The sequence below is a fragment of the Vibrio sp. 1CM2L genome, assembly GCF_023161695.1.
Lineage (GTDB): Bacteria > Pseudomonadota > Gammaproteobacteria > Enterobacterales > Vibrionaceae > Vibrio > Vibrio coralliirubri.
This window is the reverse complement of sequence record NZ_JALNTT010000003.1, coordinates 663,926-690,612: the sequence shown is the minus strand read 5'-3', so window position 1 is coordinate 690,612 and position 26,687 is coordinate 663,926. Positions and strand designations below refer to the sequence as shown.

Sequence of the window (26,687 nt, the reverse complement as noted above, 5' to 3'; positions counted from 1 at the left end):
AAACCTGAAACCCGACTCATCGCGTCACAACAGTTAAGGTGACAAGATAGGTTAAAAAAGAGGTACACAGGCAGAATTGTGACCATAGAAAAGCCACAATTGGATTCAAACCCTTCCCCACCGACTCGATTGAATAGTAAAGCACCGTTTTCCGGCAATTTATTTGTGATCTGGGTTGCACGCGTACCGCATACTATCAGATACTGAACAAAACTAACCTTCAGCCACAGTAAACGTTCCGCGCTTGCTGTTCAGGAAATTCAATGAGTTCAGATAATCAGCCGACCTACTTCTTTTTCGATTACGAAACGTGGGGCGTTAGCCCAGCAAAAGACCGTCCGAGTCAATTTGCGGGTGTTCGTACCGACCAAGATTTCAATGTTATTGGAGAGCCTCTGGTTATCTATTGCCAACCTCCTGCTGATTACCTCCCTGCGCCAGAAGCAGCATTGATCACCCGTATCACGCCACAGAAAGCGGCTTCACAAGGTCTTCCTGAACCTGAGTTTATCGCTAAGATCCATGCTGAATTAGCGAAACCTAACACCACAAGCCTTGGCTATAACAGTATTCGATTCGATGATGAAGTAACGCGTTACACCTGTTACCGAAACTTCATCGACCCATATGCGTGGAGCTGGCAGAACGGCAACTCACGTTGGGATCTGTTAGATGTAATGCGCGCTGTTCACGCACTGCGCCCTGAAGGCATTGTTTGGCCAGAGAACGAAGAAGGTTATCCAAGCTTCAAACTGGAACACCTATCTGTGGCAAACGGCATTGAACATGAGAACGCGCACGATGCGATGGCCGATGTTATTGCGACCATCGAGTTAGCGAAGAAGCTGAAAGCTGCACAACCTAAGATGTTCGATTACCTCTACAACATGCGTCATAAGCGTAAGCTGAATGACCTGGTTGATATTGTAAACATGACACCATTGATGCACGTTTCGGGCATGTTTGGCCGTGACTGCAACTACACAAGTTGGATTGTGCCTATGGCTTGGCACCCAACCAATCAAAATGCCGTTATCGTGGTTGATTTAGCCAAAGATCCAAGCCCACTGTTAGAACTGGACGCAGATGAACTCAGAGACAGACTCTACACCAAACGCAGTGAACTGGGTGAAGACGAGCTACCCGTACCAATCAAATTGGTTCAACTGAACAAGTGCCCTATTCTTGCTCCAGCTAAAACGCTGACGGCTGAAAATGCCGAAACCATCGGTATTGATCGCCAACAATGCTTGAAGAACTTGGCACTGCTGCGCGAACACCCAGAGATCCGCGAAAAACTGATCGGCCTGTACTCACAAGAGCGAGAGTACGAAAAGAGTGATGATGTTGATACACACCTTTATGACGGTTTCTTCTCACCTGCTGATAAAACAGCGATGAACATCATTCGCGAAACTGACCCAAATAACTTGGCAGCTTTAGATATCACCTTCGGTGATGAACGTATTAAACCGTTACTGTTCCGTTACCGTGCGCGTAACTTCCCATGGACGCTCGACGAAGCTGAGCAATTGAAATGGGCGAACCATTGTCGTGAGTTTTATGAGTGCCGTTTAGAAGAGTACATGCTCAACCTTGAAAACCTCGCGCACGAACATGAAAGCGACGAGAAGAAAATGGCTATCTTGAAGGCGGTTTATCAATACGTAGAAAAGTTAGCTAGCTAATTCCATTATCAAGAGACGTAACACTTTGAAAGAAAGATTGATCCAACTGGTTTACTGCTTAATCTCCTTCACCTTAATCATAGGTGCACTTACAGCAGGTAACGCGTTACAGCACTTTTTGGATACCTCAATCCCAGGCAGTATTTTTGGCATGTTGATTCTGTTTGCCGCCATGGTGATTGGTATTGTTCCTTCGCACTGGGTACAGCCCGGTGCAAGCTTGATTATCCGCCTAATGATCTTACTGTTTGTTCCGATCAGTGTTGGGTTGATGGATCACTTCGACATGCTCATCGCGAACGCATTGCCAATTATGGCGAGCGCCGTTGGTGGCACGTTGTTGGTGTTGGTGTCCTTATCATGGTTCTTAGACCGCTTGCTTTCGAGAGGTAACTGATCATGTGGATTCTACTCACCATCGTGGTATTCCTGTTTGCTCGCTGGGTAAGTCAAAAAGTAAACTCGCCGCTTTGTAATCCCCTGCTAATCAGCATTGGTATCATCATTCCGATTCTCACCTTCTTCAGAGTACCGTTTGAAACTTACTATGCCGACAACACCTGGATTACCTACATGCTTCAGCCTGCGGTTGTTGCACTTGCTTACCCACTTTATGAACAGCTACCTCAAATCAGAGCCAACTGGCGCATCATTACCTTTGCTTGCACGCTAGGCAGTGTGATGTCGATGACAACAACAGCATTAATCGCAGTAGCATTTAAAGCGGACTTAACTTTGATTGCGAGCTTGTTAGGCAAATCAGTCACCACGCCAATTGCAATGGAAGTATCGAGCCATTTAGGTGGTGAAGCAGCGATTGCGGCAATATTGGTATTGATTGTGGGTCTATTTGGGGCAATTTTTGCTTACCCAATCTACAATCTCATTGGTATTAAGAGCCCTATTGCACGAGGTTTAACCATGGGTACCGTGTCTCACGCTTTAGGCACCGCGACTTGTGCGGAAAAGAATCAGGAAGATGCAGCATTCAGTTCTCTGGCTCTTGTGCTTTGTGGCGTCATTACCTCGATCATCGCACCGAGTATATTTTCGCTCGTGGTTTGGTTCTATTCTTAACCTAAACGATCACTACGCGATTCAGCCCAACCAGAATGCTGTTTATTACAGTGTCTGTTTGGGCTTTTTATTCGCATTTATTTAGCAATAGCAGTCAAGTCACGGTCTTTTACGAGCACTAAGTGCGATATCAGCTGTATAAATGGCTCTTGTAATCGATTTCAAGTGTGACCTCACTCTAATTATGCAAACCAATGTAACAGCAACAATTCAATAGTGATCTTTATCACAGAAAATTCCTGAGCAATGCATAAACTTAAAGCCTAAGGTCAATTAAGGATTCAACATGAACAGTCGTATTACCCTGGCGCTGGAAAGTGCTCCATCATCAATGAAAGCGCTTTTGAGTGACATCGTATTAGCAGACAACTTTGACGCGACATTGTCTCCAGAACAATTTGCTAGCCTACTGCAAGCAAGTGGTCTAGCGGATGACGAACTACGTATTGCGCTACTTCCTTTTGCCGCAGCGTATTCTTACGCTCCGTTATCTGACTTTTATGTTGGTGCAATCGTGCGTGGTTTGTCTGGTACTCTGTATTTTGGTGCAAACCTTGAAATTGCTGGAGCTCAACTTGGTCAAACCGTTCACGCTGAGCAATCTGCAATCAGCCACGCTTGGATGAAAGGCGAGCAAGGTATCTCAGATATCACCATCAACTTCAGTCCTTGTGGTCACTGTCGTCAATTCATGAACGAACTGACAACAGCAAAAGAACTTAAAGTTCAGCTTCCACAACGTGATGAAATGTCTCTGCAAGAGTACCTACCAGACTCGTTCGGCCCTGCTGATTTAGGTGTGACAACTGGCCTAATGACAAAGCTTGATCATAAGTACACGACCGAAGAAACAGCACCTATTGTTGTAGAGGCGCTAGCAGCACTAAACCGCAGCCATGCTCCTTACACCAAAAACCTAAGTGGTGTTTCATTACAACTGACGTCAGGTGAGATTTTCACGGGTGCTTACGCAGAAAATGCAGCGTTCAACCCGAGCCTACCACCTCTGCAAGTCGCGTTAATTCAACTTAAACTAGCTGGCTTCGATTTCGAACAAATTGAAAGTGCTGCTTTGGTTGAAATCGCGGAAGGTAGCATCAGTCACCTAGCGGACACGCAATCTACATTAGAAGCGATTAATCCCGACATTCCAGTGACTTACTTAGCAATCTAAGTACATATAATTAACAAAAATTTAAATAAGCGGCCCTAATTAACAGGGCTGCTTTTTTTATGCCTGTAATTAACGCAACAACTTGCGCAAACGTTTGCTTTTGTCATTGAAATAAGTATGATCACCCCGTTTTCAATCAATCGTTCAAAAGATCGGAAGGAATTTCTATGTTTGGTACTGCTACTCGTGAAAATGCTACTCGTGTACTTCTATTAGGTTCAGGTGAACTCGGCAAAGAAGTTGCTATCGAGTGCCAACGTTTAGGTTTGGAAGTTATTGCTTGTGACCGTTATGCAGACGCACCAGCAATGCAAGTTGCGCATCGTAGCCATGTATTAGACATGTTAGACGGCGATGCACTTCAAGCGATCATTGAACTAGAAAAGCCAGATTATGTGGTTCCTGAAATTGAAGCTATTGCCACCAGCAAACTGGTAGAGCTAGAAGCGCAAGGCTTAAATGTCGTTCCAACTGCGAATGCGACCAAGCTAACGATGAACCGCGAAGGTATCCGTCGTCTAGCTGCAGAAGAGTTGAAACTGAGCACTTCTCCTTACCGCTTTGCAGACACCTTTGAAGATTTCTCAGCCGCTGTTGAATTCGTCGGCATGCCTTGCGTTGTTAAGCCAGTAATGAGCTCTTCAGGTAAAGGTCAAAGCGTTATCAAAACAGAAGAAGACATTCAGAAGTCTTGGGACTACGCACAAGAAGGCGGTCGTACTGGCGCGGGTCGTGTAATCGTTGAAGGCTTCATCGACTTCGATTACGAAATTACGCTACTTACCGTTCGCGCAGTCGACGGTGTTCACTTTTGTGCGCCTATCGGTCACCGCCAAGAAGACGGTGATTACCGTGAATCATGGCAGCCACAAGTGATGTCAGACAACGCACTTAAAGCCGCGCAATACACGGCTGAACAAGTGGTTAACGCACTAGGTGGTCACGGTATCTTTGGTGTCGAGCTGTTTGTTAAAGGCGATCACGTTATCTTCAACGAAGTATCCCCTCGCCCACACGATACTGGCTTAGTGACATTGATGTCTCAAGACTCATCTGAATTCGCACTGCACGTACGTGCCTTTACTGGTATGCCGATCAAGTCCATCACGCAATACGGCCCGTGTGCATCAGCGGTTATCCTTGGCCAAGGCACTTCAACCAACATTCGTTTTGAAGGTCTTACAGAGGCGCTAGACGCACCACAAACGCAGGTTCGCTTGTTTGGTAAGCCTGATATCGATGGCCGCCGTCGTCTAGGTGTGGCGCTTACTCGTCGCAACAGCACTGAGACAGCGATTGAAGATGCAATTGAGAGCGCGTCAAAAGTAAAAGTGATTTACTAACCAGCTATTCAATCCTGAACAATCACGAGTTCAAATCTGAACAGTAAAAAAAGACGGGCTATCGAGCCCGTCTTTTTGTTGGTGTTATCTGTTGGCTTAACTAAGCAGACGGAACTTAAGCGTCTGACTCAATCAAATACACTTCTTCACTGAAGCGAGACAAGCCCTTCTTAACAATCTTCGGATGTTCATCGTCCGCTATATCTTGGTTCAACAATGTGATTTTGTATCCTGCAAACAATTGATCAATCTCTAACTTAGGTACGCTAAACGGAGGCCCCGCCATCTCGTTTTGGTCGTAATCCAGAGTCACCAGAAGGATCTTACCACCCGGTTTCAGCAGTTGTTTCAAACGCTCTACATACTGCACTCGCATCTCTTCAGGCAATGCGACTAAAGACGCGCGATCATAAATGGTATCGACAGGCTGGATTGGCGCCGTGAAGTAATCGCCTGTGTAGATGTTCAGTTCATCGAATTGGTAGAGCTCGTGCTGACCGCTAATTTGAGTCACAGTCGGGGTATAAAGGTGCTCTGCAAAAAATGCGCGAACCGCAATCTGGCTTAACTCGACACCTTGAACATCTTCATGCTTTGAAGCTAGCCAAATCAGATCTTCACTTTTACCACAAAGTGGAACAAACACACTCTTCTCGTAGCTAGGCTCAGTCTTTTCCCAAAATTTAATCAGAAGTGGGTTTACATCTTCGAGGTGGAAACCAATTTGGTTGGCTGCCCATTTATTGTGCCAAAATTCAGGATTATTCATCTTTCGTTCATGTTAAACAGTCATAATGCAAGGGTACAGTATAGAGAGGTAAGAGCAACCTTAGCTTGGTTTAAAGTACCAAATTGCTTTCGATAAAATCAGAAACTGGCTTAGTTCAAAGTTCTGATAATTGCGGAACTAACGGTTGGATTATTTGTCTATATCTTCACATTTTAAAGCAATATTAAACGTTAGAGTTGGTTTCTGTCTTAGCTAGCCCCATTTAATATGTAGTGAGTTTAGTTAAGCTGTTTTTACTCTTGTGCGTTACTGGTTACCCCTTTTGACTACCCGTTTTTTGTAACCTTGTATTTTGGAGTTTGAATGAGTGTATTTCTCCGTACGACGGCCCTAATGCTTTTGGTATTGAGCCGAGCGCCTGCATTCGCAGCAGCACCTGTTTCAACAAGTTCAACTGATCAAACGCGCACTCCTGCGCAAAACCAAGTATCTTCAAACGTATTCCGTCATAGTTTGAGCGGCCTTTACGGCATCAAAGCCTTCGACTCACGCCCGACTCAGCCTTACACCGACTTCGATATTCTGTACAGCAAAGCGCATCAAGGCCAAGCTGAACTAGAAACTATCTGTAAAAGTACTGCCCTACTCACCAATTCTGAAGCGCTATTTGCTGGCGTTAAATCTCAAGCTCGTGCAGAAGAAAAAATCGCCCTTGAGCTTGATGGTGATGTGACAAAAATTACCGACTTAGCCCGTGCAACTATCATCGCAAACGATGTCGAGAGCTTGGTTGAAGTTTACGAAGCGTTAAGCCGTGAAGCAGACGTTGTTAAGCTGAAAAACAAGTTTAAATCACCAGCTGACTCTGGCTACCGTGACCTTAACTTGTTGGTTCGTTTACCTAAAACCAACATCATTGCAGAGGTTCAACTTCACTTAAAAGCAATTGCTGATGTGAAAAGTGGTCCTGAGCACGAGCTGTACGAAATTATCCAAGGCATTGAGCGTCACGCAATTGCAGAACATCGCCCAATCAACGATATCGAAGCGGCACAAATTAATAGCCTAAGACGCCAATCTTTAGAGCTTTACCAACAAGCATGGCAACCGTACATCACAACGCACATTAAAGCGGCTTAGTCACTGACTAAACAATTATCATAAACAAGAACGACAAAGGGCTGCATAATCGCAGCCCTTTGTTTTATCTATTGTTTTGCTTATCGTTATCTACTGTTTTACCCACCGAACCTCGTAGAGACCAACTTAACTAGTGTTCCCAGAGAAAGCTCACCTACTTGTGATAATACTCTTTAGTGCGATTGTATAAGTCCAATGGCTTCAACGTACCATAGAACGCGGCTACGTCTTGTAGGTCTTCATCTGAAAGGTGTTTGACCACAGACTGCATGTACAAATCTTGGCGTTCATCACTTTTAAAATCACGCAGCTGTTTAAGAATATACCCCGCTTTCTGACCTTTGATGTTTGGATAAGATTGTACGAAGGGAATAATTTTGTCGCCATGACACTGGCTACATAGATTTTGAACCAACTTCTCACCTGACACTAAGCTAGGTATGTAATCGTTGGTGATTACCTTGCTATCGACAAGCGTTTCAACCTCAGTTTTAGCTTCCGCTTTAGTCTTCGACACTGGTTCCGACTCTATTCCTAATGATTCGACTCGCGAGGCAACTTTATCTTCAGTGCTCGGCTGTTCATCAGTACACGCCGACAACAACAAAACTACTGATACAGCGGCTATCGCAATAGCTCTATTTGCAGTAACTCTATTAGCAATAGCTCTATTAACAACAGCTCCTTTCGCCACAATTCCATTCACAAGAGAGGTCCGTTTTAATCGATTGATGATCATTGGCTCTCTCCCGGCATAGGTGGCATCAAAGCGCTATCAATAGGCTTGCGACGATACTTGTTCATATCGATGCCTTTGTCTTGATAGTAGGTACTGAGGTAATCCAATACCGGATCCCAAGTATCAGACAGATCCCACAGCCCTTGAGTGTCGACCATCCACTGAATGGTTTCACGCCATTGCGCTCTGTTGCCGCTGTTCTGAGCAACGATTAAGCTGGTATGACAGGCGTTACATTGCCCTTTCACGGTCTCCCAACCGGGTGCCATGATCAGCCCCGACGCTTTATCTACGCCATAGTACTCTTTTGGGTTCTCTGGAATGTCTTCAGCATGAACAAGCATCGACGTTAATAAGCTACACACCAATGCCGCTCTCATTATGCCTTTACGGTAACTGCGTTTGCTTACAGGAGTTGAGTCTGTATGAAATGAACGGTCATCAATAGGCTTATTGGAAATAGACAGCATCACGACACTCTTACTGCGATACGGTGGCAACCATTAAACAGGTAACCTTTCGGATTCCATTGCGGTTGCACGACTGGCTGGCTATCGCCTTCGCTATCGGTCGCCTTCGCCCAGATCTCATAATAGCCTGTCATGGGAAGGTCTAGATCGGCTTCCCATTGTTGCCACGCGCCCTTGTTTACCGGCTTATTCAGCTTTGCATCATGCCAAGTGGTGCCGTAGTCGTAACTCACTTGCAGCTTCTCAACAGTTCTTAACCCAGCCCAAGCATGACCACTGACTTTAACCTTCTTACCGAGGGCAAACTCTGTCCCACTTTTTGGAGAAGTAATCAGCGACTTCACAATCATCTCTTCAATGATTCGGAAATCTTTGTTATCCACTTTCTCACCCGGAGCGATTGGGTTCTTAGGCACTTGATAAGCAGGAGCCGCCATCTTGTGGCCATCATGAATCTTGTTTCGAATACTGATGCCTGTTGTGCATTTCTGAGAAACAGAAGCCGGTCGACCGCCAAATACAGTTCGTAGCGGATAACCATGGAGATAAGGAATTGGCTCGCCATTCATTTCCCATGCAATCAAGGCGTTATCGTTCATCGCCGCTGCAATAGGAACGCCACGTGAAATCGCCTCACCTTTACCACTCAAGTGCTTATCAAAGCCATGGTTACCCACATAAACCGCATCATCTTTAATGCCACAGTCTTTAAGCACATCACTCAACAACACACCTGTCCACTGTGAACAATAAACACCAGCATTGTTCCATTGATTGCCTTTAGTGCTCGGATAAAAATTGTTACGGCTGTTACCACCACACTCCAACACAAGGCTTTGCGTGTGATGTTTAAACTTAGATTTGAGCTCAGCTATCGTGTAGGTTTTGCTCTGTTTAACCGACTCACCTTTCACTTCGAAGGTCCAAGTATCTGGGGCCATCTCCGTAAAATCTGGCATCAAGCCATTCCAACGAACAAAGGGAACATCTACAGGAGTCACAGCAGGTGCGAGCATACTTTCTGGCGGATACGCATTCAAAGGGTTGGTATTTAAAACGGTGTAGTAATCCGGTAGATCTTCTGCTTTTGCCCACGTTAATGCATTGATGTCCAGTGCTGCTAAACCTTCAGGGCGATTCGCGGCAAATACCCACGACACCGGCAATGCAGATACTGCGGTTGCTGAAAGCGCGGCTTTAAGGAACTGTCTTCTATCTAAACTCATTGCGGTGACCCTGTGTTATTCAGTTGGTAAAAGTAATTAGCTAACTTCTTGATGTCTTCTTCTGACAATAGTTGCGCGACTTTAGACATCGTTTTGTCCTTACGCTTGCCACTTTTAAAGTCAGTCAGTTGCTCAGTAAGGTAGACTTGGTTTTGCCACTTAAGGTTAGGGATAGAGGGAAACGAGGTGTCGCTGTTACTGCCATGACAAGCAATGCACATATTGGCGAGTTGCTGGTACTCAGCTGCCGAAGCGACAGTCGATAAAAAGAGTAACATCAAAGCTAAAGCGGACTTACGCAAAGCTTCTCCTTAGATTTAGATCAACAAAATAGATTAACTAGCTGCTTATTGATCGCATTACAGCAAATTACTCGGCAGATTTAAATTCAATTAGATTTAACCTCTGTTCAATTTCACTGAACGGATTTAAAAAGCCAATGAGATACACTTAATTCATACTCTCTAGCTGTCCATTTTAAATGTATGGTTTATCTTTTATTCCAACTCCTCTCATCTAACCTAAAAACAGACCGATCGTAGTCAGTTCAAATAAGTCACAAATATCTGGGTGATTGCTCTTTATCCCTTTAAGTTTTTTTGCTTAGATACAATTTCAACCATTTGACAATTAAAGGGATTTCGTCATATGAATATCAAAACATCTGCGATTTTCGTGCTCTCCGCTCTAGCGTTACCTTCTCATGCCAATGAGTGCGGTGAGTTCACGATAGCCGATATGAACTGGAACTCGGCAAGCCTAATAGCACACGTAGACCAATTCATTCTTAATGAAGGTTATGGCTGCGACGCACAACTTATCCCCGGAGATAGCGTACCAACGGGTACCTCTATGATCGAAAAAGGTCAACCAGATGTCGCGCCCGAACTTTGGACAAACGGAATCAAAGAAGCACTCGACAAAGGCGTAGCGGATAAACGGTTACGTTATGCAGGTAAGTCGCTGGTTAATGGGGGTGAAGAAGGGTTTTGGGTCCCGAACTACCTTGTTGAACAGTACCCAGAGCTTACAACCATTGAAGGTGTGATTAAAAACGCAAAGCTGTTTGAACACCCAGAAGATGATGAGAAGTTTGCGTTTTATAGCTGCCCTGCGGGTTGGACTTGTCAGATTACCTCCGGTCACCTGTTCGATGCGCTTAAGTTAGAAGATCACAATTTTGAAATGGTTGATCCCGGCTCAGGCGCCGCTTTGGCAGGTACGATAGCGAAAGCTTACGAACGCAAAAAAGCATGGTTTGGATATTACTGGTCGCCTACGCCTGTGCTAGGTAAGTATGAGATGGTTAAAGTTGATTTTGGTAGCGGTATCGACGTCGAGGAATTTCGAAACTGCACGACTCAACCTGACTGTGAATCACCTAAAGTAACCATGTTCCCACCAGCGCCGGTTCACACGGTAACAACGGAGAGCTTCGCAACGAGCCAGCCTCTTGCCTACGAATACTTCCAGAAACGTGGTTTCACCAATCAGAAAATGAGTCAGATGTTAGCTTGGATGGAAGACAATCAAGCGGATGCAGAAGAAGCTATGTATTACTTCTTAGAAAGCTCTCCAGAAGTTTGGAAGCCTTGGGTGTCTGAAGAGATCGCAAGCAAGGTTCAACAAGCCCTTTAGATCGAAGATTCAAAGGCAGAGGCCTAGTCTCCGTTTTAGCATCTAAAGTAAGTTCGTTACGGGGAACAGGAAGGAGATGGAGTTTGAGAGTTTGAGAGTTTGACAAAGATTACTCGAAGTTAAAGAAATACGTTTCGCTTAAACTCTATGCAGATACAAAAAGACCACGCTAGGCGTGGTCTATTGCTTGGCTACTTCTCGATTTTAATATTTTCAACTCGGGCCTTTAGTTTTTGTCCCGGTCTGAAAGTAACAACACGTCGAGCAGAAATTGGAATGTCTTCACCAGTTTTCGGGTTACGACCAGGTCGCTCGTTTTTCTCGCGAAGATCAAAATTACCAAAACCAGACAGTTTTACCTGTTCGCCATTTTCGAGTGCTTTACGAACTTCTTCGAAAAACACTTCAACCGTTTCCTTGGCATCCCGCTTGCTGTATCCGAGTGTCTCAAACAGGTTCTCAGCCAAATCGGCCTTAGTGAGTGCCATAAAACTTTCCTCAAAGCTATGTTAAACATTGCTACTATCGTGAGTAGCGCCAAAGCATTTACCCTATTCAATCAATGAGATAAGGTCATTTACAAGGAAAGTGTATGCCAAGCTTCTGATTTTCGCCAACTTTTTTATCTTAACTATTTAATTATTCTTTCAAATCAGAAAGATAACTCGCTTCAAAATTCACATATATAGCTAAAAACCATCTATTCAACAGCTTCCAAATGGAGTTATATTCTATATAAACAACATTTAATAGAATTTAAAACTTTAGCGATCTAAATAATAATTTTTGAGACTTTTCTCCGATACCCAATAAAATCAGCCACTTGATTTGATATGGAACTCAACAGAGGTTACTAATTAAGCGTTATTAAATATGAGATTTGTATCATTTCAGAATTTAATTCGAATTCACTTATAACAACCCACTCTCTTTTGGCGTTTTAATCAGTAATCCAATCATTATAAGAAAGCTTCTTTGACACAACATGCAAAATGATGGGCAATAAACGGCTATTATTCATCTACAAAGTAAGCCTGAAAAGAGAGATCCCACCTAAGAGGTTGTTTAAGTAAAAGTTCGTTTCATATAGTCAGTTGTTATGTTATAACATATCTACATTGTCACTAATTTTGTGGATTGAATGAGAGACATCGAAGCGATCATCGAGCACGTAAAACAAGGCTGTAAAACGAACGGAAAACAGTTTACCGCTAAAAGACTGTTGATACTGCGTGCACTGGTTCATGCCGACAAAGCGCTGTCTGCGTATGAAATCGTTGAGTATTGTAAGGAACACTTTGATCAACACGTTCAAGCGATGTCGGTTTACCGAGTGTTGGAGTTTCTTGAAGAGCAGCACTTAGCGCACAAACTGCAAGTCTCTAATAAGTACATACTTTGCGACCATATCCTTTGCGATCATGAGCACGGCATCCCGCAGTTTTTGATTTGCTCTAAGTGCGACAAAATCAGCGAGCAAACCATCGCCCCTTCCATCATTCGCGATCTTCAATCTCACGCAAAGCAAGAAGGCTTTACTGTAACAAGCCCCCAGTTAGAGATTAGCTGCGTATGTGATGAATGCGTCGATATATAAATATTCCGCTCCAGGTAGGCCTAGCGGCACTAAAAAACTAAAGAGCTCAATATGTTAAGAAGAAACCCTAGCGGCCATATGCCGAACGTGTCGGAAACCGCCTTCATTGACCCGACCGCTATCATCTGCGGTAAAGTCATCATTGAAGATAACGTGTTTATCGGCCCTTACGCCGTCATTCGTGCCGACGAGGTTAACGAACAAGGCGACATGGAAGCAATCGTGATTCAGCGCGATACCAATATTCAAGATGGTGTCGTCATACACTCAAAAGCAGGAGCAGCGGTTACCATTGGAGAACGCTCTTCTATCGCTCACCGCTCTATCATTCATGGGCCATGTGAAGTTTGTGACGATGTCTTTATTGGCTTCAACTCGGTGGTATTCAATGCTGTGATTGGCAAAGGTTGCGTCATTCGCCACAACTGTGTGGTAGATGGCCTCGATTTACCGGAAAACTTCCATGTTCCACCAATGACCAATATAGGCTCAGGGTTTGACTTAAATAGCATCTCCAAAGTACCGCCTGAATACTCCGCATTTTCAGAGTCTGTGGTATCAGCCAACCACACCCTAGTTCAAGGCTACAGGAGAATTGCTAATGAGCTCTGATAAGTCACCTATGTTAGGCATTCCAACCAACATTATTACCGGGTTCCTTGGAGTGGGAAAAACTTCTGCGATTCTCAACCTGATGAAGACCAAACCAGAAAATGAACGCTGGGCTGTGCTAGTGAATGAGTTTGGAGAAATCGGCGTTGATGGTAGCTTGATTCAAGGTAACCAGACCACACAACAAGTGTTCATTCGTGAAGTACCCGGTGGTTGCATGTGTTGTGCGGCAGGTTTACCGATGCAAATCGCGCTCAATCAACTGCTTACCGAAGCCAAACCCGATCGTTTGTTAATCGAACCAACAGGGCTTGGTCACCCTAAAGAAGTGCTACAAGTTTTGTCCTCTGAGCATTACCGTAAAGTACTATCACTGCAGAAAAACGTGACTCTAGTCGATGCACGGAAGCTCTCTGATTCTCGCTATGCAGATCACGATACCTTCAATCAGCAAATCACCATTGCCGATACCGTAGTTGGTAACAAAGTCGACCTATACCAAGATGGCGACGCAGAGAGGCTGGCCGAATACGTTACTGAAATTTGCGACCCGAATACCAAGCTAGTCTTCGCTTACCATGGAAAAATCCCTTTTGAAGAGTTCGAAGGAGATACAAACTTCTTTGGCCAACAAGCGCACCACCATCATCATCACCAGCAAAAAAAGCCGCTCGCTTCAGAAATACCGATGCCAGAAAGCGGCATGATCAAAGCGACTAACCAAGGTGAAGGTTTTGAAAGCGTTGGTTGGCGATTCTCTGCAGAGAAACTGTTTGACCACCAGCGTTTGAGATACTTTTTAATTGGATTGAAAGCAGAGCGGATGAAAGCGGTATTCATTACTCAAAGTGGTATTTTCGGGTACAACTTAACAGAGGATGGCTTGACGGAATCAGAACTCGATGAGTGTATCGAAACCAGAATAGAAGTGATCGGTCTAGAAATAGACGACGATCTTGAGAGCCAGTTACTTGAGTGCATGATCACTTAAGTCATAGAAAGAAATAAGCCCACTAGCCTTGTATACCAAAGCTAGTGGGCTTATTTGTCATCCAAAGCTGCTCATGCAATAGCAGCTTTCTTCAATCATTTTTGTTCAGCAAGTGTTTGTGTCGCTTTGGTATTCGTTACATTCGCAGGTTTCACAATCAAACCAATCCCGACAAGAAACAGTATTGATGCAACAACCTGAGCGACAGACAGCACCTCGTCATACATAAAGTAACCACTTATCAATGCGAAGATAGGCACTAACAAGGTTAACGGCGCGGTCGTGCTTAACGGGTATTGGATTAGCAACTTATTCCATACCCAATAACCAAATAGCGTGGTTGGGTAAGCCTGAAACAGCACCGCAGTCGTCGTGTTCCAATCCCATTGTTCGATGCCCTGCCAGATAATTTGGTCACCATGTAACATCACGGCAAATAACACTAATGGCACCGGAGCAAACAGCATCCCCCAGACATTGAACGCAAAAGCTTGAGTGGTTTTCGATGCCTTAACAATCACGCCCATCAAGGTCCAACTGCACGCCGCAATCATAATCAAGATCACGCCATTAACGGTGACATTACCCGTAGCTGCAGATACCAATACCGCCAACGCACACATAGCTAGCATCGCACCCAATAATTTACGAATAGAAGCACTCTCCTTGAACACCCACACGCCAACCGCCATGCCGATTAATACGTTGGTTGAAAGCAAGACCGATGAAAGCCCCGAAGACAAACCCGCAGTAATCGACCATGAAGCCATACCCCAAATTCCCACACCGAACACAAAGCCATAACTGACTAAGTAGCGCCAAGCAACATTAGGTCTCGCCACGAAAAATATCACCGGAATCACCGCTAGCGAAAAACGCGCAGCAGTGGCTAATAATGGATGAACGTTGGTCACACCCATCTTGATCATCGAGAAATTGAACCCCCAAATCGCCATGACGAATACCGCTAACAACAAATCATTTCTTTTCATACTGACCCCTCCTTTGTTTCGAATGAGTATCCCTTGAACAATAAAACCAGTACAGATACAATTTTTATAATAAAAACCAGTACAGTTAATAACGGTCGTGACAATGAGTATCTACAGAAAGCTAGCCAATCAGTTTATCGATGAGATAGAAACAGGCAAAAGACCGGAAGGCGGACGCATGCCTTCGCTACGTCAATTGGCCAAGCAACAGGCGATCAGCATGTCGACCGTGGTGAGCTGTTACCAAGAACTGGAATCACAAGGCTGGATACATTCTCGACCGCAAGCAGGGTATTTTGTCTCGCCTCACAAGCCGCCTCACTCAACGCCTGAGTGGGCACAGTTTGAGAGTAAGATATCGAGCGTTAAGCAAACCTCTTCGACCCACAACTCAATCAATGGGCCTTTAGGGGTTTCGAGCACCACTAATGATGAGCAGTCGATCGTTGAACTGGAACGAAGTTTTCGTCGCGCTATTAGGCGTATGAGCAACAGGCTTAACCATTACCCAGATACACAAGGTGAGCCGATTTTACGACAGGCATTATCCACTCATTTTGCCAAGCTCGATGTGCACTTTTCACCTGAAGAGATGGTGATTACGGCTGGCTGTATGTCTGCGATTAAGGCCGCACTTGAATCTTGCACTAAAGAAGGCGACACCATCGCTATTAGCTCGCCATGTTTCAACGGTATTCTGGAATTGCTCGGACAAATGTCGCGAAAAATCATCGAGATCCCGTCTCTAGATGATGGTGTCGACTTGCAACAACTGGAAGCGAATTTGAAGAATAAACGAGTGGATGCCGCGATCTTTTGTACCTCTCATATGAACCCTCAAGGGATCAACATGTCAGCCACTCAAAAGCAGAAACTGGCTGAATTAGCGAATCACTATCGAGTGCCGATCATTGAAGATGATGTGTATCTGGAGCTTTCTTATTCCTCACACACGCCATTGCCAGCAAAATACTATGACAAAGGCGGCTATGTATTATGGTGTGGATCAGTATCGAAAAGCCTGTCACCGAGCTACCGATTAGGATGGTGCTTACCGGGTAGGTTTATCAACGAATACAAGGCTCAGTTTTCTGCTGCAAGCTATGGCGTTGCCCTGCCGATTCAGCTTGCGGTTGCTGACTTTATTGAATCTGGTCAATACGCAAAAAACGTTCGAAGAAGGTGTGCTCAAATCCTTTCATTACGCCAGCAATACCTAAGCTATTTAGCTCAGCATCTTCCTCAAGATGTGAAGATAAGTAACCCACAAGGTGGCATGGTACTTTGGCTGCAAATACCCAACTTGAACCAATCAACCTTTGCTCAGGCAGTTGCCGACCAGAACATTGATATCAGGCTTGGACACCTGTTCAGCACTCTCGACCTTTACAGCAATTGCTTACGCATCAATATTGGTTACTCGTTAAAGGGGAAAGCCAAGCAGCAATTGGACGACTTAATAGAACTGATTCACATTCATAGGTAATACGTGCTAATTCATAAACGAAGCTAGCAAACCGTAGCTTTTCATAGCCATTCGAACACCGAATTTTAATAGCCTTTTATCATAATAAAGAAGGCTATTATTCCCATCTGAACTAGGTTAAAGCCCCGAACCGTAAGGAAAATCACTCGCCTCAAAACCCTTAAATACTGAGTTTGCAAGCACGCACAAAAATATGCAACTTGGCTAATGACACCTCACTTTTAATCGTCAATATACAGCCGTCAGCGCTGGCGTTTTCCTGTATTTGAAGAGAACTATTATGAGTGATAAAACAAAAACCAAACCACTACCTTCCTTTATCGAAGAACGCTTGAACTTCTATATTCAAGACCTAATTACCCAGAACCAAAGCCAAAAGCATTTGGTTTTGGGTAAACGTCCACCACGCAACGCTGTTGTCATGCAGAGCAATGATTACCTAGCCCTGTCACACAACAAGCCGATCCAACAAGCTCACCAAGCGGCGATCAGTGAACACGATGACAACGTGGTGATGTCGGCCATTTTCCTGCAAGACGATGAGTCTAAACCTGCGTTTGAAACCGAACTCGCAAGCTATGTGGGAATGGAGAGCTGTTTGCTTTCTCAGTCTGGCTGGGCTGCTAATATTGGGCTATTGCAAACCATCTGCCCACCAAGCACACCTGTGTACATTGATTTCCTTGCACACATGTCGCTTTGGGAAGGAATCCGCGCTGCCGGCGCAGTTGCCCACCCGTTTATGCATAACAATATGAATCACCTGCGCAAACAGCTAGAACGCCACGGCTCAGGCGTCATTGTTGTCGACTCGGTTTACAGCACAATTGGAACCATTGCCCCACTACGCGACATCTACGAAATGGCGCAAGAGTTTGATTGTGCGGTCGTCGTTGATGAATCCCATTCACTAGGTACACATGGAGAAAATGGTGCAGGCTTAGTCCAAGCATTAGGACTCACCAACCAAGTCGACTTCATCACCGTTAGCTTGGCAAAAACCTTTGCTTACCGCGCTGGGGCAATCCTTGGCCCTAAACAACTGTCTAGAACCTTGCCGTTTGTGGCGTACCCTGCGATTTTTAGCTCGACAGTATTACCACAAGAGGTGGTTCGTTTAGAGAAAACGTTAGAAGTGATCAAAGGTGCAGAAGACAAACGAGAAGCCTTATTCAATCGGGCTAAGTCGTTGACTACGGGGCTAAAGCGAATTGGCTTTAACATCCGCAGCGAGTCTCAAATTGTAGCGCTAGAGTGCGGCAATGAAAGAAACACTGAACGAGTGCGTGACTTCCTAGAACAGCGTGACGTGTTCGGTGCGGTTTTCTGCCGCCCCGCGACGGGCAAGAACAAAAACATCATCCGCTTTTCGGTCAATGCCGACATGACGCCAAGAGACATTGACCATGTGCTCACGGTTTGTCACGAAGCGTACCATCACCCCGAGTTAGAGTTCGTGTAACCTTTTTCGAACCGTATTTATAACCAACACCAACGGCAGGACTGAATGGACGCTATCATGTCGCGATACAAAAAGAGCCCAGCAATTCGCTGAGCTCTTTCTTGAATCTATGTCTACCCACTGCCCGTGAACTTCAGACGATTACATCCGCTAAATCCAGTGAGCAATTTTATCGAACAGTCGGTTTTTGTCGGCAGGTTTAACAATAAAGTCCGACATGCCTGACGATTCCATCTTTTCCAAGGTAACGGGAGAACTGTCACCCGTGTGAGCAATAATCGGCACCGAAGAGTATTCTTTGTCGGCACTTCGAATACGGCGAGAAGCTTCAACACCGTCCATGATTGGCATTTCAATATCCATTAGGATCAAGTCGATGTCGTCGGTATCAAGCGCATCTAAGGCTTGTTGGCCATCTTCTTTCTGCACAACATCAAAACCCTGCTTTTCCAATAACATTGCCGTAAATCGGCGTAGAGACTCGTTGTCATCGACCACCATAATGGTACGTTTAGTGGTGGCCTCTAGCGGTTTTACAGCAACCGATGGCATCACATAGTTGGAGTCAAACAGTAAACGATCAATGGTCGCTTTGGTATTCAGTAGCCAAACTTGCGTTTCCACCCAAATAGGCTCGAAAGAGATGTTACGCACACGCTTGATAGGATGACGCTCATACAAGTAAATGATTCGCGCCTCAGTGAACGAAAGTAACGATTCAATCCTATCGAGGCAATTGGCTCTTAAATCCAAGCTCTCCATATCAACGAAAATCAAGTCGAACTCAAACTGATATTCCTTATTCTGAAGCGCTGATGCCACATCCAAAATCTCTAGGTCAAAACCCATAAAGCGAGATATTTCAGTCATTTTACTGGAAAGCACTGTCTGATCACTGATCATCAGCACCGTCTTGAGTTTAGTCAGTTCGCTCTTGATTTCCTCTACCGAATTGGAAGTCAAAGAGGGGAAAATCATCGTGAACTGTGTCCATTGATCCACTTCAGACTGGCATTTAATCTCACCACCAAACGAGCGCATGACCTTCTGACAAAATGGCAAACCTAAACCGTAATTACCCGACTGGCCTGTGGTGTAAAAGTCTTGGAAAATACGACGAATAATATCGCTCGAAATACCAGAGCCGTTGTCCGTCACCATAATTTGGTTCGTCACTTCATCGCTGAACATGGTGACATGAATGTGAAAATCTTCAGGGCTACGATGATGGAACGCATTCTTGAACAGGTTATACATGACGTATTTCAGCAAGGTGTCGCTGCCCAAGAACTCAAAGTTACTCTGCACATCCAAGGAGATTGCTGACTTATCAGCAGAGCGCTTGTAATTGAAGCTGTCTATCGCATTCTCAACCACCGCTTGCGCTGAATGCTTCTTAAACGTAGAGCGAGAGACTCGGTTTTCATCAATTGAAGTCAGTAACAGATCTATCGTTTCGTTACCGGAATGAATGATCTCCATCGCTTCATCACCCACTTCACGCAGCTGAATCACTTCCTCATTGCTTAACGCATATTGCCCTTTTTGATCGCCACTTTTAGGGTTCGGCAATATGGACTGCATGACATCAATAGAGGTAAGCAAACCGCTTAGAGGGTTTCGCATCTCATGGGCGATACCTGCACCAAAAGACTTCGCCAATGACACCTTGTTTTCATGTTCCACCTGATTGCGGAAGTAGAACAAGTTGCCGAATAAGTAGATAAACAAAAAGATTGGCACATGCGTCCAATCCATTGTGAGTTCTAGGTAGAAGCCTTGTGCTACCCAAGCGCATAAGGTGGCAATCCCAATACCGGCAAAGGTTTGTGCAAACATCACTCTCGTCACGTGCACTAATAAAATATGGAGGAAAATAGCCGACATGAATGACATAACCCAAACGTTGGACCAATTATTCATTAGCAGCATGTAGAAAAAGAAACCTGGCAAACAGATAGTTACAGCGACTTGATAATAAGCCGGAAGGTATTTTCGCCATTCAAATGGGACACGATTGCGAAATATAATGCCAAAGAACAATACCGAGCAAAACAGGCGAAGTGCTAAGTTTTCGTAGGGTTGCGGAAACAAAAACTCCCACACAATGTAGTAAATTGGAAAACCGACAAAGCCCATCCAACCTACGAGAGTAAGGTTTGGTTCTGCGTACTGGTAAACTTTACGAATCGCGTTCATACGAAATACTTTGTTCTCTAAGCCCTGACGTTTATTAATTCTATGATTTGGTTTTTATACTTATATTTTGGCGCCGATTATATTACACATCACGTCCGAGCAGTGGGGTTTCAATCAAATAACCAACAGATTTGTTTTTATTATTAAGCGTAGATGAATAAAGTCTCAGTTTTATACTTTAATTCAGACACTAAACCTGAGTTTCTGAGACTTGTCCGCTAGCGCTGACACCAACTCCCCCTCCTTACTTACTGTTATGTCACTGTTACTCTATGCATTTTTCTTGGAGTATCACCGTAATCTATCACTGCGTAATGTTGCGTTACCCTGTTATCCCAGATCGCCATTGAGCCGTTGTCCCATTTGAAACGAACTTGAAACTCAGGGCGTCGAGCAATTTCAAACAGATGACAAAGCAGCTCATCACTCTCTTGACGAGGCAGTTCGTTGATATAGCGAGTAAACTGCTCATTGATATACAGCGTTTCCTTACCCGTTTCAGGATGAACTTGAATAACAGAGTGAACCACTGGCGGATTCTCCTGTGCTGTTTTGATTAAGGATTTGTGCCAATCGAGCTCAATGTCTTCTGGCTCTATACCTTCAAAGGCCACCAGCGAATGAGTCGCAGACAACCCTCTCAACTTAGCTTTCATATCTTCATTTAGAGATTCAAAAACCGCCGTCATAGAACACCAGATAGTGTCACCACCGACGCTTGGAATGTGTTGAGCATGCAACAGGGAAGCTTTCGACGGCAAGCTGCGCCACGTTAAGTCGGTATGCCAATAACTTTCCATTGGCGCATTGCCACGGGTTGTTTCAATCACACTCACCTGGGGCGCACTTTCCACACAAGGGAAGAAAGGATGTGCAGGTTCTAACGTTCCAAAGCGTTCTGCAATCATCAAGTGTTGTTCTGGAGACAAAGTCTGCCCGTCGAGAAAAATCACTTGATGGGTAATAAGCGCTTGATACACCTTATCGAGTTCATCAGCACTGCATGTAGAAAGTTCTAATTCGTGGATACGAGCTCCGATGTGAGGAGTAATGGGTTCTATTTTCAACATACTTTCGCTTATTGGTGGCATTGAGTTGCAGGGCGGATCTGGCTACTAGGCTAATCTGGCTACTAACAGTAAACCGGGCAAATGCAGATTTTCTTTCCCACTTGAGATAGAAAATCATCTCTCCGAAACAAAAAAAGAGCCCCTAAGCTGGAGCTCTTTTCGTTTTTTGATACTTCCTGTATCCATAGACAAGTCCAATCTGTAGTACTTTCACTGAAAGCCAGATCATCGATATCTCCAGTTGTGTATCACCAATAAATCTAGCATACAATCTTCAGACTGTTCTGCGACACAACCGAGATAATCAACTCTAGTGCCAAACCATCTCGCCGCTCAGCACTTTCGCGCCAAGTTCTAAATCGCCTTCCGTAACCTCAAATTTTGGGTAGGCTTTCTTCATATAATCACTGATCTCGACCGATGTTGGATTACTTTTGCTCGCCAATGCTTTTTCAATATCAGCCACATAATCCTTCGTAAACTGAACTGCATTTATCCCAGTTGGCATTTCACCTAAATAGTGACCCGGAATTACAACCTCTGGCTCAAGTGCTTTCATACGCTCTAACGATTGTGACCATTGGCTACGAATCTCTTTCGATGCGGTATCTGCCATCCATACATGCACACCGCTATACACCGACACGCCGCCAAATACGGTTTTTTCAGATGGAACCCATAGATAAGCTTGGTGTGTGTTTATCTCTTTCACTTCGATGGTTTCACCTTCGATGCTTAATGTTGTGTCGTTCATCACCGTTGGAACAATCACCTTAGAGGGCGCATTGTCTTCTAATATAGGCCCCCAGTATTCAAGCTTTGCATCTTTGGTGCGTTTGATATGTGCGACAACCGCTTCACTGGCTACGACCTTGACGTTAGGAAATGCCGAAACTATCGGTTCCAAACCAAAGTAGTAATCTGGGTCGCCGCTACTGATGTAAATCATCGATAATTTTTTGCCTGTAGCTTTGATTTGCTCCACCAGATTTTGCCCGTCTGCGACACTGAATTGTGCGTCAAATAGAATCACTTCTTTCTCACCCGAAACCAATACCGAGCTTGCAGGGAATATCGAGTTCTCACCTGGGTTATAGTGAGTGATGTTCAGATCTGTCGCTAACGCAACACTTGATACCAGCACCGTTCCTAGGCTTATGGTTCCTAAAAGCATGCTTTTTGATAACAGGTTTTTCGATAACGTATTCATGGCTTTATTCCGATATTTGGAGTTGAACACCTGCCAACTCGCTGAATGTCCAAACATCTTATTTGATTGTTTTTAGATGAAATAGATATCAAATTGACTTTAACTGTTGCAGTTTTCGGACATATACTGAGGTCGGTTTAATTCTCTAGGCAATAAAACAATGGATAAACTCGAGGCAATGAATGTCTTTGTCACCATAGTGGAGCGTGGCAGTTTGAGCGCAGCGGCAGAGCACCTTGATCTCTCACGAACCAAGGTCACTCGCTATTTGGGTGAGTTAGAAACATGGATGGATACACGCTTGCTTCACAGAACAACACGAAGCTTAAGTTTAACCAGCGCAGGTAAGGAAACACTTGAGGTCACCAGAGAACTTTTGGCACTGGAAGCATCCCTAGCTGGCATCAGAAACCAAAACCGAGAGCATTTAAAAGGTCAGCTGCGTATCACTGCGAGCTACTCGATTGTCGATAGCTTCTTGATGGAATCAATTAGTCGTTTCATCGCCAAATGGCCAGAGGTTTCTATCGACATTATCTCGACTGATCAGACCGTCAATCTGGTTGAGTCACGCATTGATTTAGCAATTCGCATAACCAACGAACTGACGCCCAATATTGTCGCGAAACAGATCGGGGAATGCCGCTCCGTGATTTGCGCATCGCCTCAATATCTAAAAGAGAACGGCACACCCACAGAAGCCCAAGATCTAGCGCACCACAACTGTTTATCGTTCAGTTACTTTGGCAAAACCGCATGGACGTTCAATGGCTCCAATGGGCTCGAATCGGTTCCGATTAAAGGGAATATCAGTGCAAACACCTCGGAAGTATTGCTGTCTGCCACCTTGAAAGGCAACGGGATCAGCATATTGCCCTTCCCTTCAGTCGAAAACTTGATGCGTGATGGCCTGTTAGTACCACTGCTTTTTGAATGGCAACCTAAAACGCTCGGTGTTCATGCTATTTATGGAACGCGTAAGCAGATAACTCCGCTGTTAAGGGCTTTTATTGATCATCTATCAAGTGAGATGGAACTATCGACAAGTTGGTAGAAGTACGATGCCATCAATAACGAGGAAAACTTGTCATTAATAAAACTGATACAGAATTAAAATCATTAATTTTACTTAACTGTCAGTTGCTTCTATCGTGACTGCATACATCATCAATTAGCTTATTCACGCAGGGAAACTGACTATGACTGCCATTACCGACCTAGATGTCTTATTGAAATCCATGTCACCAGAATTAATCGACGGGAATTATGTTTTTTGCACTGTCGACGGAGCATTAGCAGACTATGTTCAGCTCAACCCAATCTCGACTTTTCGTGAAAAAGAAGGTTTAACACTGGTTCTTGAAGAAGACGTTGCGACCAAAGCTCAGCTAGACTTCGAAGCTGTGTTTAGCCTGATCACTTTATCGGTGCATTCGAGCCTTGAAGCGGTTGGATTAACGGCTGCGTTTGCGACAAAGCTTAGCTCATACGGCATTAGCGCTAACGTTGTTGCAGGCTACTATCACGACCACATCTTCGTTCAAAAAGACAAAGCAGAAGCTGCAATGAGTGCGCTGAAAGAGTTTTCAGAAACTGATTAATTAAGAGTTCGATGACTCACAAATACAAAAAAAGCGACGTAATCTACGTCGCTTTGACTTATTGCTTACCGCGCACTCACTGATCAGGCATCAGCGAGTAGAACAGTTAAGCAAGCTTAAAAGTGGCCACTTTGTCGCTTAAACCCGCGGCTTGGCTTTTAAGTTCGTTTGACTCAGTTAAGCTGTCCTGTGCGCCCACAACCAAATGGTCAGTAACATCTTTAATGGTCGTAATGTTTTGGGTAATTTCGCCCGTCACGTGTGTTTGCTCTTCAGCAGCCGTCGCGATTTGAGTCGCCATATCACTGATCAAAGCCACCGCCGAATTGATCTCTTCAAGCGCATGCGAAGCTCTGTCGGCATCTTCTACGGAATGTATCGCCAGTTTAGAACTGCTTTCCATCAGCTCAACCGCCTGAGCTGTCGTGCGCTGTAGGATATCAATCGTTGATTTGATCTCTTCTGTTGAAGAGTGAGTGCGCTGCGAAAGCACACGTACTTCATCAGCAACCACAGCAAAGCCACGACCTTGTTCACCCGCACGAGCCGCCTCAATTGCAGCATTCAAAGCAAGCAAGTTGGTTTGCTCTGCAATACCTTGAATCGTTGCGAGTACGGTCGAGATCTCTTGAGCATGCTTGTTAAGCTCGCTAATCACACTACCCGCTTCGTTCACTTCATTAGCTAGGTTATTGATTGAACCTTTGGTATCCACAACCAGTGCGTGGCCGCTGTTAGTGCTTGTCGCTGAATCTTGCGCCGCTTTTGCTGTTTGCTCGGCATGCGATGCGATCTCTTGCGTGGCGCTCGCCATTTCAGTTACAGCCGTCGCGACCATAGTGATTTCTTGCTGCTGATGATTAAGCTCATCCACCGAACGGTTCGCACGCTGAGCACTTTGCTCTGACTGGCTGTTTAGCTGCTCTGACTGCCCACGGATATGGCCAATCAACTGCTGTAAACTTCCAACAAAGGTATTGAAGTTATGAGCCAACTCGCCCACTTCATCTTGGTTTTCAACATGAATGCGTTGAGTTAAATCACCACTACCATTCGCGATTTGCGCCAGTGCTTGAGATACGTGGTTCAACGGACGGAATAGAATCGAACACAGCAGGTTAAACAGTATGGTACATACGATCACCACAAGTAGCGTCACCAACACTTGACCAATCACAGCATCAAATAGTGGCGCAACCAATGAGTCATGGTTAACAACGCTCACAGTAATCAAGCTCGTTCCATCGATCGCACGTGCGTACAGAACATAGTCGCTGCCGTTCAACTCGATAGAAGTGTCTTTACCGCTAGTCAGCGCCTTTTGTACATCCGCAAAATCTAACCCAAGTGAGCTGATATTTTTGTTCAGTAACTTGGTGTCAGGATGCGTATAAACCGTGCCTTTATTTGTCGCGATGAACATGTAACCTTCTCCCGGAAGAATCACTTGCTCTAGGCTATTAAGAATGTCGGTAATTTCAACATCCGCGCCTAACACAACCTGTTGACCATGTAATTGCATGGCAGTACCCAGCGACACAACATTCGCCCCAGTTGCAGCTGCAACCGTTGGATTATCCATGAACACCTTGCTTGGGTTCGCAACGGCATTTGTGTACCAACCCCACAAACGAGGATCATCATTACCCGGCGGAAGTACTACCCCATTCGCGTTCTTTTGAGAACCGTCTGGAAACGCCAAGAAGACATTATCAAAAGAGGCTGAATCACGAACCTGTTTTAGGTGAGTCACCAAGCTTTCTTGTTTGGATTCTTTCGAAAGAGAAGTAAGCGCACGCTCTTTGGATAAGATCCAATCCGATACATATTGATTGTAAGAAGCCGATGCGCCTTCTAAACGCTGTTCAACTTCTGTATCCAACCTTTGCAATGAAGCACGAAAAGACAATGCCTCGACCAAAATCCCCCCCAGGATAATGGCCATACTGGCTGAAATCGCCAGTTTATTTTTAAGCGAGAGTTTCTTGAACATAGGAAACCTATAATGTGGAAGTAAAAAACCGTGGCGAACAAATTGGTTGCCAAAGAGGTTTGCAAGCGGGATATATTTTACGCTTTAAAATAAATTAAGAAACCGATGAGGAACTGAAATATTGATATATGTGAGTAAGTGCACGCATCGTAACCCATTGATTTAGAGAATGGTAAACTCTAAATTTTGAATTAATGTGCTAAACAAGGTCAGCTGATGGGTGTCTCTGTTTGAGAGTAATAACGGTAC

25 protein-coding genes are annotated in these 26,687 nt (G+C 44.7%); 14 read left to right on the top strand and 11 right to left on the bottom strand.

Annotated features, from left to right (window positions below):
• Positions 1-263: 263 nt before the first annotated feature.
• The 5 genes from sbcB to purT all read left to right on the top strand — a co-directional run bounded on the left by sbcB (position 264) and on the right by purT (position 5,282).
• Positions 264-1,688 (top strand): exodeoxyribonuclease I, encoded by a 1,425-nt coding sequence (gene sbcB, locus MSG34_RS13115; RefSeq protein ID WP_248337798.1) that lies wholly within the window; start codon positions 264-266, stop codon positions 1,686-1,688.
• A 25-nt stretch (positions 1,689-1,713) separates the two neighbouring features.
• Positions 1,714-2,085 carry a CidA/LrgA family protein gene (locus MSG34_RS13110; protein ID WP_004734867.1) on the top strand — a complete coding sequence of 124 codons (372 nt, stop codon included), beginning with the start codon at positions 1,714-1,716 and terminating at the stop codon, positions 2,083-2,085.
• 2 nt (positions 2,086-2,087) lie between these two features.
• The gene (locus MSG34_RS13105) at positions 2,088-2,765 is read left to right on the top strand and encodes an LrgB family protein (RefSeq protein WP_017090893.1); all 678 of its coding nucleotides are present in this window, start codon (positions 2,088-2,090) and stop codon (positions 2,763-2,765) included.
• Positions 2,766-3,051: 286 nt separating this feature from the next.
• Positions 3,052-3,939, top strand: a complete 888-nt coding sequence (cdd, locus tag MSG34_RS13100) for a cytidine deaminase (RefSeq protein WP_050650073.1) — start codon at positions 3,052-3,054, stop codon at positions 3,937-3,939.
• Positions 3,940-4,106: 167 nt separating this feature from the next.
• Positions 4,107-5,282 carry a formate-dependent phosphoribosylglycinamide formyltransferase gene (gene purT / locus MSG34_RS13095; protein ID WP_017059132.1) on the top strand — a complete coding sequence of 392 codons (1,176 nt, stop codon included), beginning with the start codon at positions 4,107-4,109 and terminating at the stop codon, positions 5,280-5,282.
• A 115-nt stretch (positions 5,283-5,397) separates the two neighbouring features.
• Here purT and MSG34_RS13090 read toward each other — a convergent pair whose 3' ends face one another.
• Positions 5,398-6,051, bottom strand: a complete 654-nt coding sequence (locus MSG34_RS13090) for a thiopurine S-methyltransferase (RefSeq protein ID WP_050645308.1) — start codon at positions 6,049-6,051, stop codon at positions 5,398-5,400.
• Between the two features lie 324 nt (positions 6,052-6,375).
• Between MSG34_RS13090 and MSG34_RS13085 the strand changes: the two genes are divergently transcribed.
• Positions 6,376-7,152 (top strand): RelA/SpoT domain-containing protein, encoded by a 777-nt coding sequence (locus tag MSG34_RS13085; RefSeq protein ID WP_017059130.1) that lies wholly within the window; start codon positions 6,376-6,378, stop codon positions 7,150-7,152.
• A gap of 154 nt (positions 7,153-7,306) precedes the next feature.
• Here MSG34_RS13085 and MSG34_RS13080 read toward each other — a convergent pair whose 3' ends face one another.
• From MSG34_RS13080 to MSG34_RS13065, 4 genes are read right to left on the bottom strand one after another with little or no spacing between them, the layout of a single operon-like run.
• Entirely contained in the window at positions 7,307-7,891 is a 585-nt protein-coding gene (locus tag MSG34_RS13080) for a cytochrome c (RefSeq protein ID WP_248337796.1), read from the bottom strand.
• The gene (locus tag MSG34_RS13075; protein WP_248337794.1) at positions 7,888-8,361 is read right to left on the bottom strand and encodes a cytochrome C; all 474 of its coding nucleotides are present in this window, start codon (positions 8,359-8,361) and stop codon (positions 7,888-7,890) included. Before MSG34_RS13075 ends, MSG34_RS13080 begins: the two co-directional genes overlap by 4 nt.
• Positions 8,361-9,587 carry a molybdopterin-dependent oxidoreductase gene (locus MSG34_RS13070; RefSeq protein WP_248337792.1) on the bottom strand — a complete coding sequence of 409 codons (1,227 nt, stop codon included), beginning with the start codon at positions 9,585-9,587 and terminating at the stop codon, positions 8,361-8,363. The genes MSG34_RS13075 and MSG34_RS13070 overlap by 1 nt, the downstream gene beginning before the upstream one ends.
• Positions 9,584-9,889, bottom strand: coding sequence for a cytochrome c (locus MSG34_RS13065; RefSeq protein ID WP_248337790.1), 306 nt, complete (start codon positions 9,887-9,889; stop codon positions 9,584-9,586). The genes MSG34_RS13070 and MSG34_RS13065 overlap by 4 nt, the downstream gene beginning before the upstream one ends.
• 346 nt (positions 9,890-10,235) lie before the next feature.
• Between MSG34_RS13065 and MSG34_RS13060 the strand changes: the two genes are divergently transcribed.
• On the top strand, positions 10,236-11,225 hold the full coding sequence (locus tag MSG34_RS13060) for an ABC transporter substrate-binding protein (RefSeq protein WP_248337788.1): 990 nt from the start codon (positions 10,236-10,238) through the stop codon (positions 11,223-11,225).
• A gap of 191 nt (positions 11,226-11,416) precedes the next feature.
• Here MSG34_RS13060 and ihfA read toward each other — a convergent pair whose 3' ends face one another.
• A complete protein-coding gene (gene ihfA / locus MSG34_RS13055; RefSeq protein WP_004734853.1) occupies positions 11,417-11,713 on the bottom strand; it encodes an integration host factor subunit alpha in 297 nt (98 codons plus the stop codon).
• A 653-nt stretch (positions 11,714-12,366) separates the two neighbouring features.
• Here ihfA and MSG34_RS13050 point away from each other — a divergent pair.
• The 3 genes from MSG34_RS13050 to MSG34_RS13040 are packed head-to-tail and all read left to right on the top strand — an operon-like array spanning position 12,367 to position 14,425.
• Positions 12,367-12,822: a transcriptional repressor gene (locus MSG34_RS13050; RefSeq protein WP_248337786.1), complete on the top strand. Its 456-nt coding sequence runs from the start codon at positions 12,367-12,369 to the stop codon at positions 12,820-12,822.
• A 51-nt stretch (positions 12,823-12,873) separates the two neighbouring features.
• Complete coding sequence (locus MSG34_RS13045; RefSeq protein WP_248337784.1) at positions 12,874-13,434, top strand: carbonate dehydratase; 561 nt, start codon at positions 12,874-12,876, stop codon at positions 13,432-13,434.
• Positions 13,424-14,425, top strand: coding sequence for a GTP-binding protein (locus MSG34_RS13040; RefSeq protein WP_248337782.1), 1,002 nt, complete (start codon positions 13,424-13,426; stop codon positions 14,423-14,425). Before MSG34_RS13045 ends, MSG34_RS13040 begins: the two co-directional genes overlap by 11 nt.
• Positions 14,426-14,520: 95 nt before the next feature.
• On the opposite strand, the gene MSG34_RS13035 is transcribed toward MSG34_RS13040, so the two are convergent.
• Positions 14,521-15,417 carry an EamA family transporter gene (locus MSG34_RS13035; RefSeq protein ID WP_248337780.1) on the bottom strand — a complete coding sequence of 299 codons (897 nt, stop codon included), beginning with the start codon at positions 15,415-15,417 and terminating at the stop codon, positions 14,521-14,523.
• A gap of 103 nt (positions 15,418-15,520) precedes the next feature.
• Here MSG34_RS13035 and MSG34_RS13030 point away from each other — a divergent pair, with 103 nt between their 5' ends.
• Positions 15,521-16,903, top strand: coding sequence for a PLP-dependent aminotransferase family protein (locus MSG34_RS13030; protein ID WP_248337778.1), 1,383 nt, complete (start codon positions 15,521-15,523; stop codon positions 16,901-16,903).
• A gap of 280 nt (positions 16,904-17,183) precedes the next feature.
• Positions 17,184-18,365 carry an alpha-hydroxyketone-type quorum-sensing autoinducer synthase gene (cqsA, locus tag MSG34_RS13025; RefSeq protein WP_248337776.1) on the top strand — a complete coding sequence of 394 codons (1,182 nt, stop codon included), beginning with the start codon at positions 17,184-17,186 and terminating at the stop codon, positions 18,363-18,365.
• Between the two features lie 150 nt (positions 18,366-18,515).
• On the opposite strand, the gene MSG34_RS13020 is transcribed toward cqsA, so the two are convergent.
• From MSG34_RS13020 to MSG34_RS13010, 3 genes are all read right to left on the bottom strand, one after another.
• Positions 18,516-20,564: a hybrid sensor histidine kinase/response regulator gene (locus MSG34_RS13020; protein ID WP_248337775.1), complete on the bottom strand. Its 2,049-nt coding sequence runs from the start codon at positions 20,562-20,564 to the stop codon at positions 18,516-18,518.
• Positions 20,565-20,818: 254 nt separating this feature from the next.
• Positions 20,819-21,634, bottom strand: coding sequence for a TauD/TfdA family dioxygenase (locus tag MSG34_RS13015; protein WP_248337773.1), 816 nt, complete (start codon positions 21,632-21,634; stop codon positions 20,819-20,821).
• 310 nt (positions 21,635-21,944) lie between these two features.
• Positions 21,945-22,844, bottom strand: coding sequence for a Vmh family MBL fold metallo-hydrolase (locus MSG34_RS13010; protein ID WP_248337771.1), 900 nt, complete (start codon positions 22,842-22,844; stop codon positions 21,945-21,947).
• Between the two features lie 160 nt (positions 22,845-23,004).
• Between MSG34_RS13010 and MSG34_RS13005 the strand changes: the two genes are divergently transcribed.
• Both MSG34_RS13005 and MSG34_RS13000 read left to right on the top strand, forming a co-directional pair.
• Positions 23,005-23,898 (top strand): LysR family transcriptional regulator, encoded by an 894-nt coding sequence (locus MSG34_RS13005; RefSeq protein WP_248337769.1) that lies wholly within the window; start codon positions 23,005-23,007, stop codon positions 23,896-23,898.
• 145 nt (positions 23,899-24,043) lie between these two features.
• Complete coding sequence (locus tag MSG34_RS13000) at positions 24,044-24,445, top strand: ACT domain-containing protein (protein ID WP_248337767.1); 402 nt, start codon at positions 24,044-24,046, stop codon at positions 24,443-24,445.
• 106 nt (positions 24,446-24,551) lie between these two features.
• On the opposite strand, the gene MSG34_RS12995 is transcribed toward MSG34_RS13000, so the two are convergent.
• The gene (locus tag MSG34_RS12995; protein WP_248337765.1) at positions 24,552-26,438 is read right to left on the bottom strand and encodes a methyl-accepting chemotaxis protein; all 1,887 of its coding nucleotides are present in this window, start codon (positions 26,436-26,438) and stop codon (positions 24,552-24,554) included.
• Between the last annotated feature and the right edge of the window lie 249 nt (positions 26,439-26,687).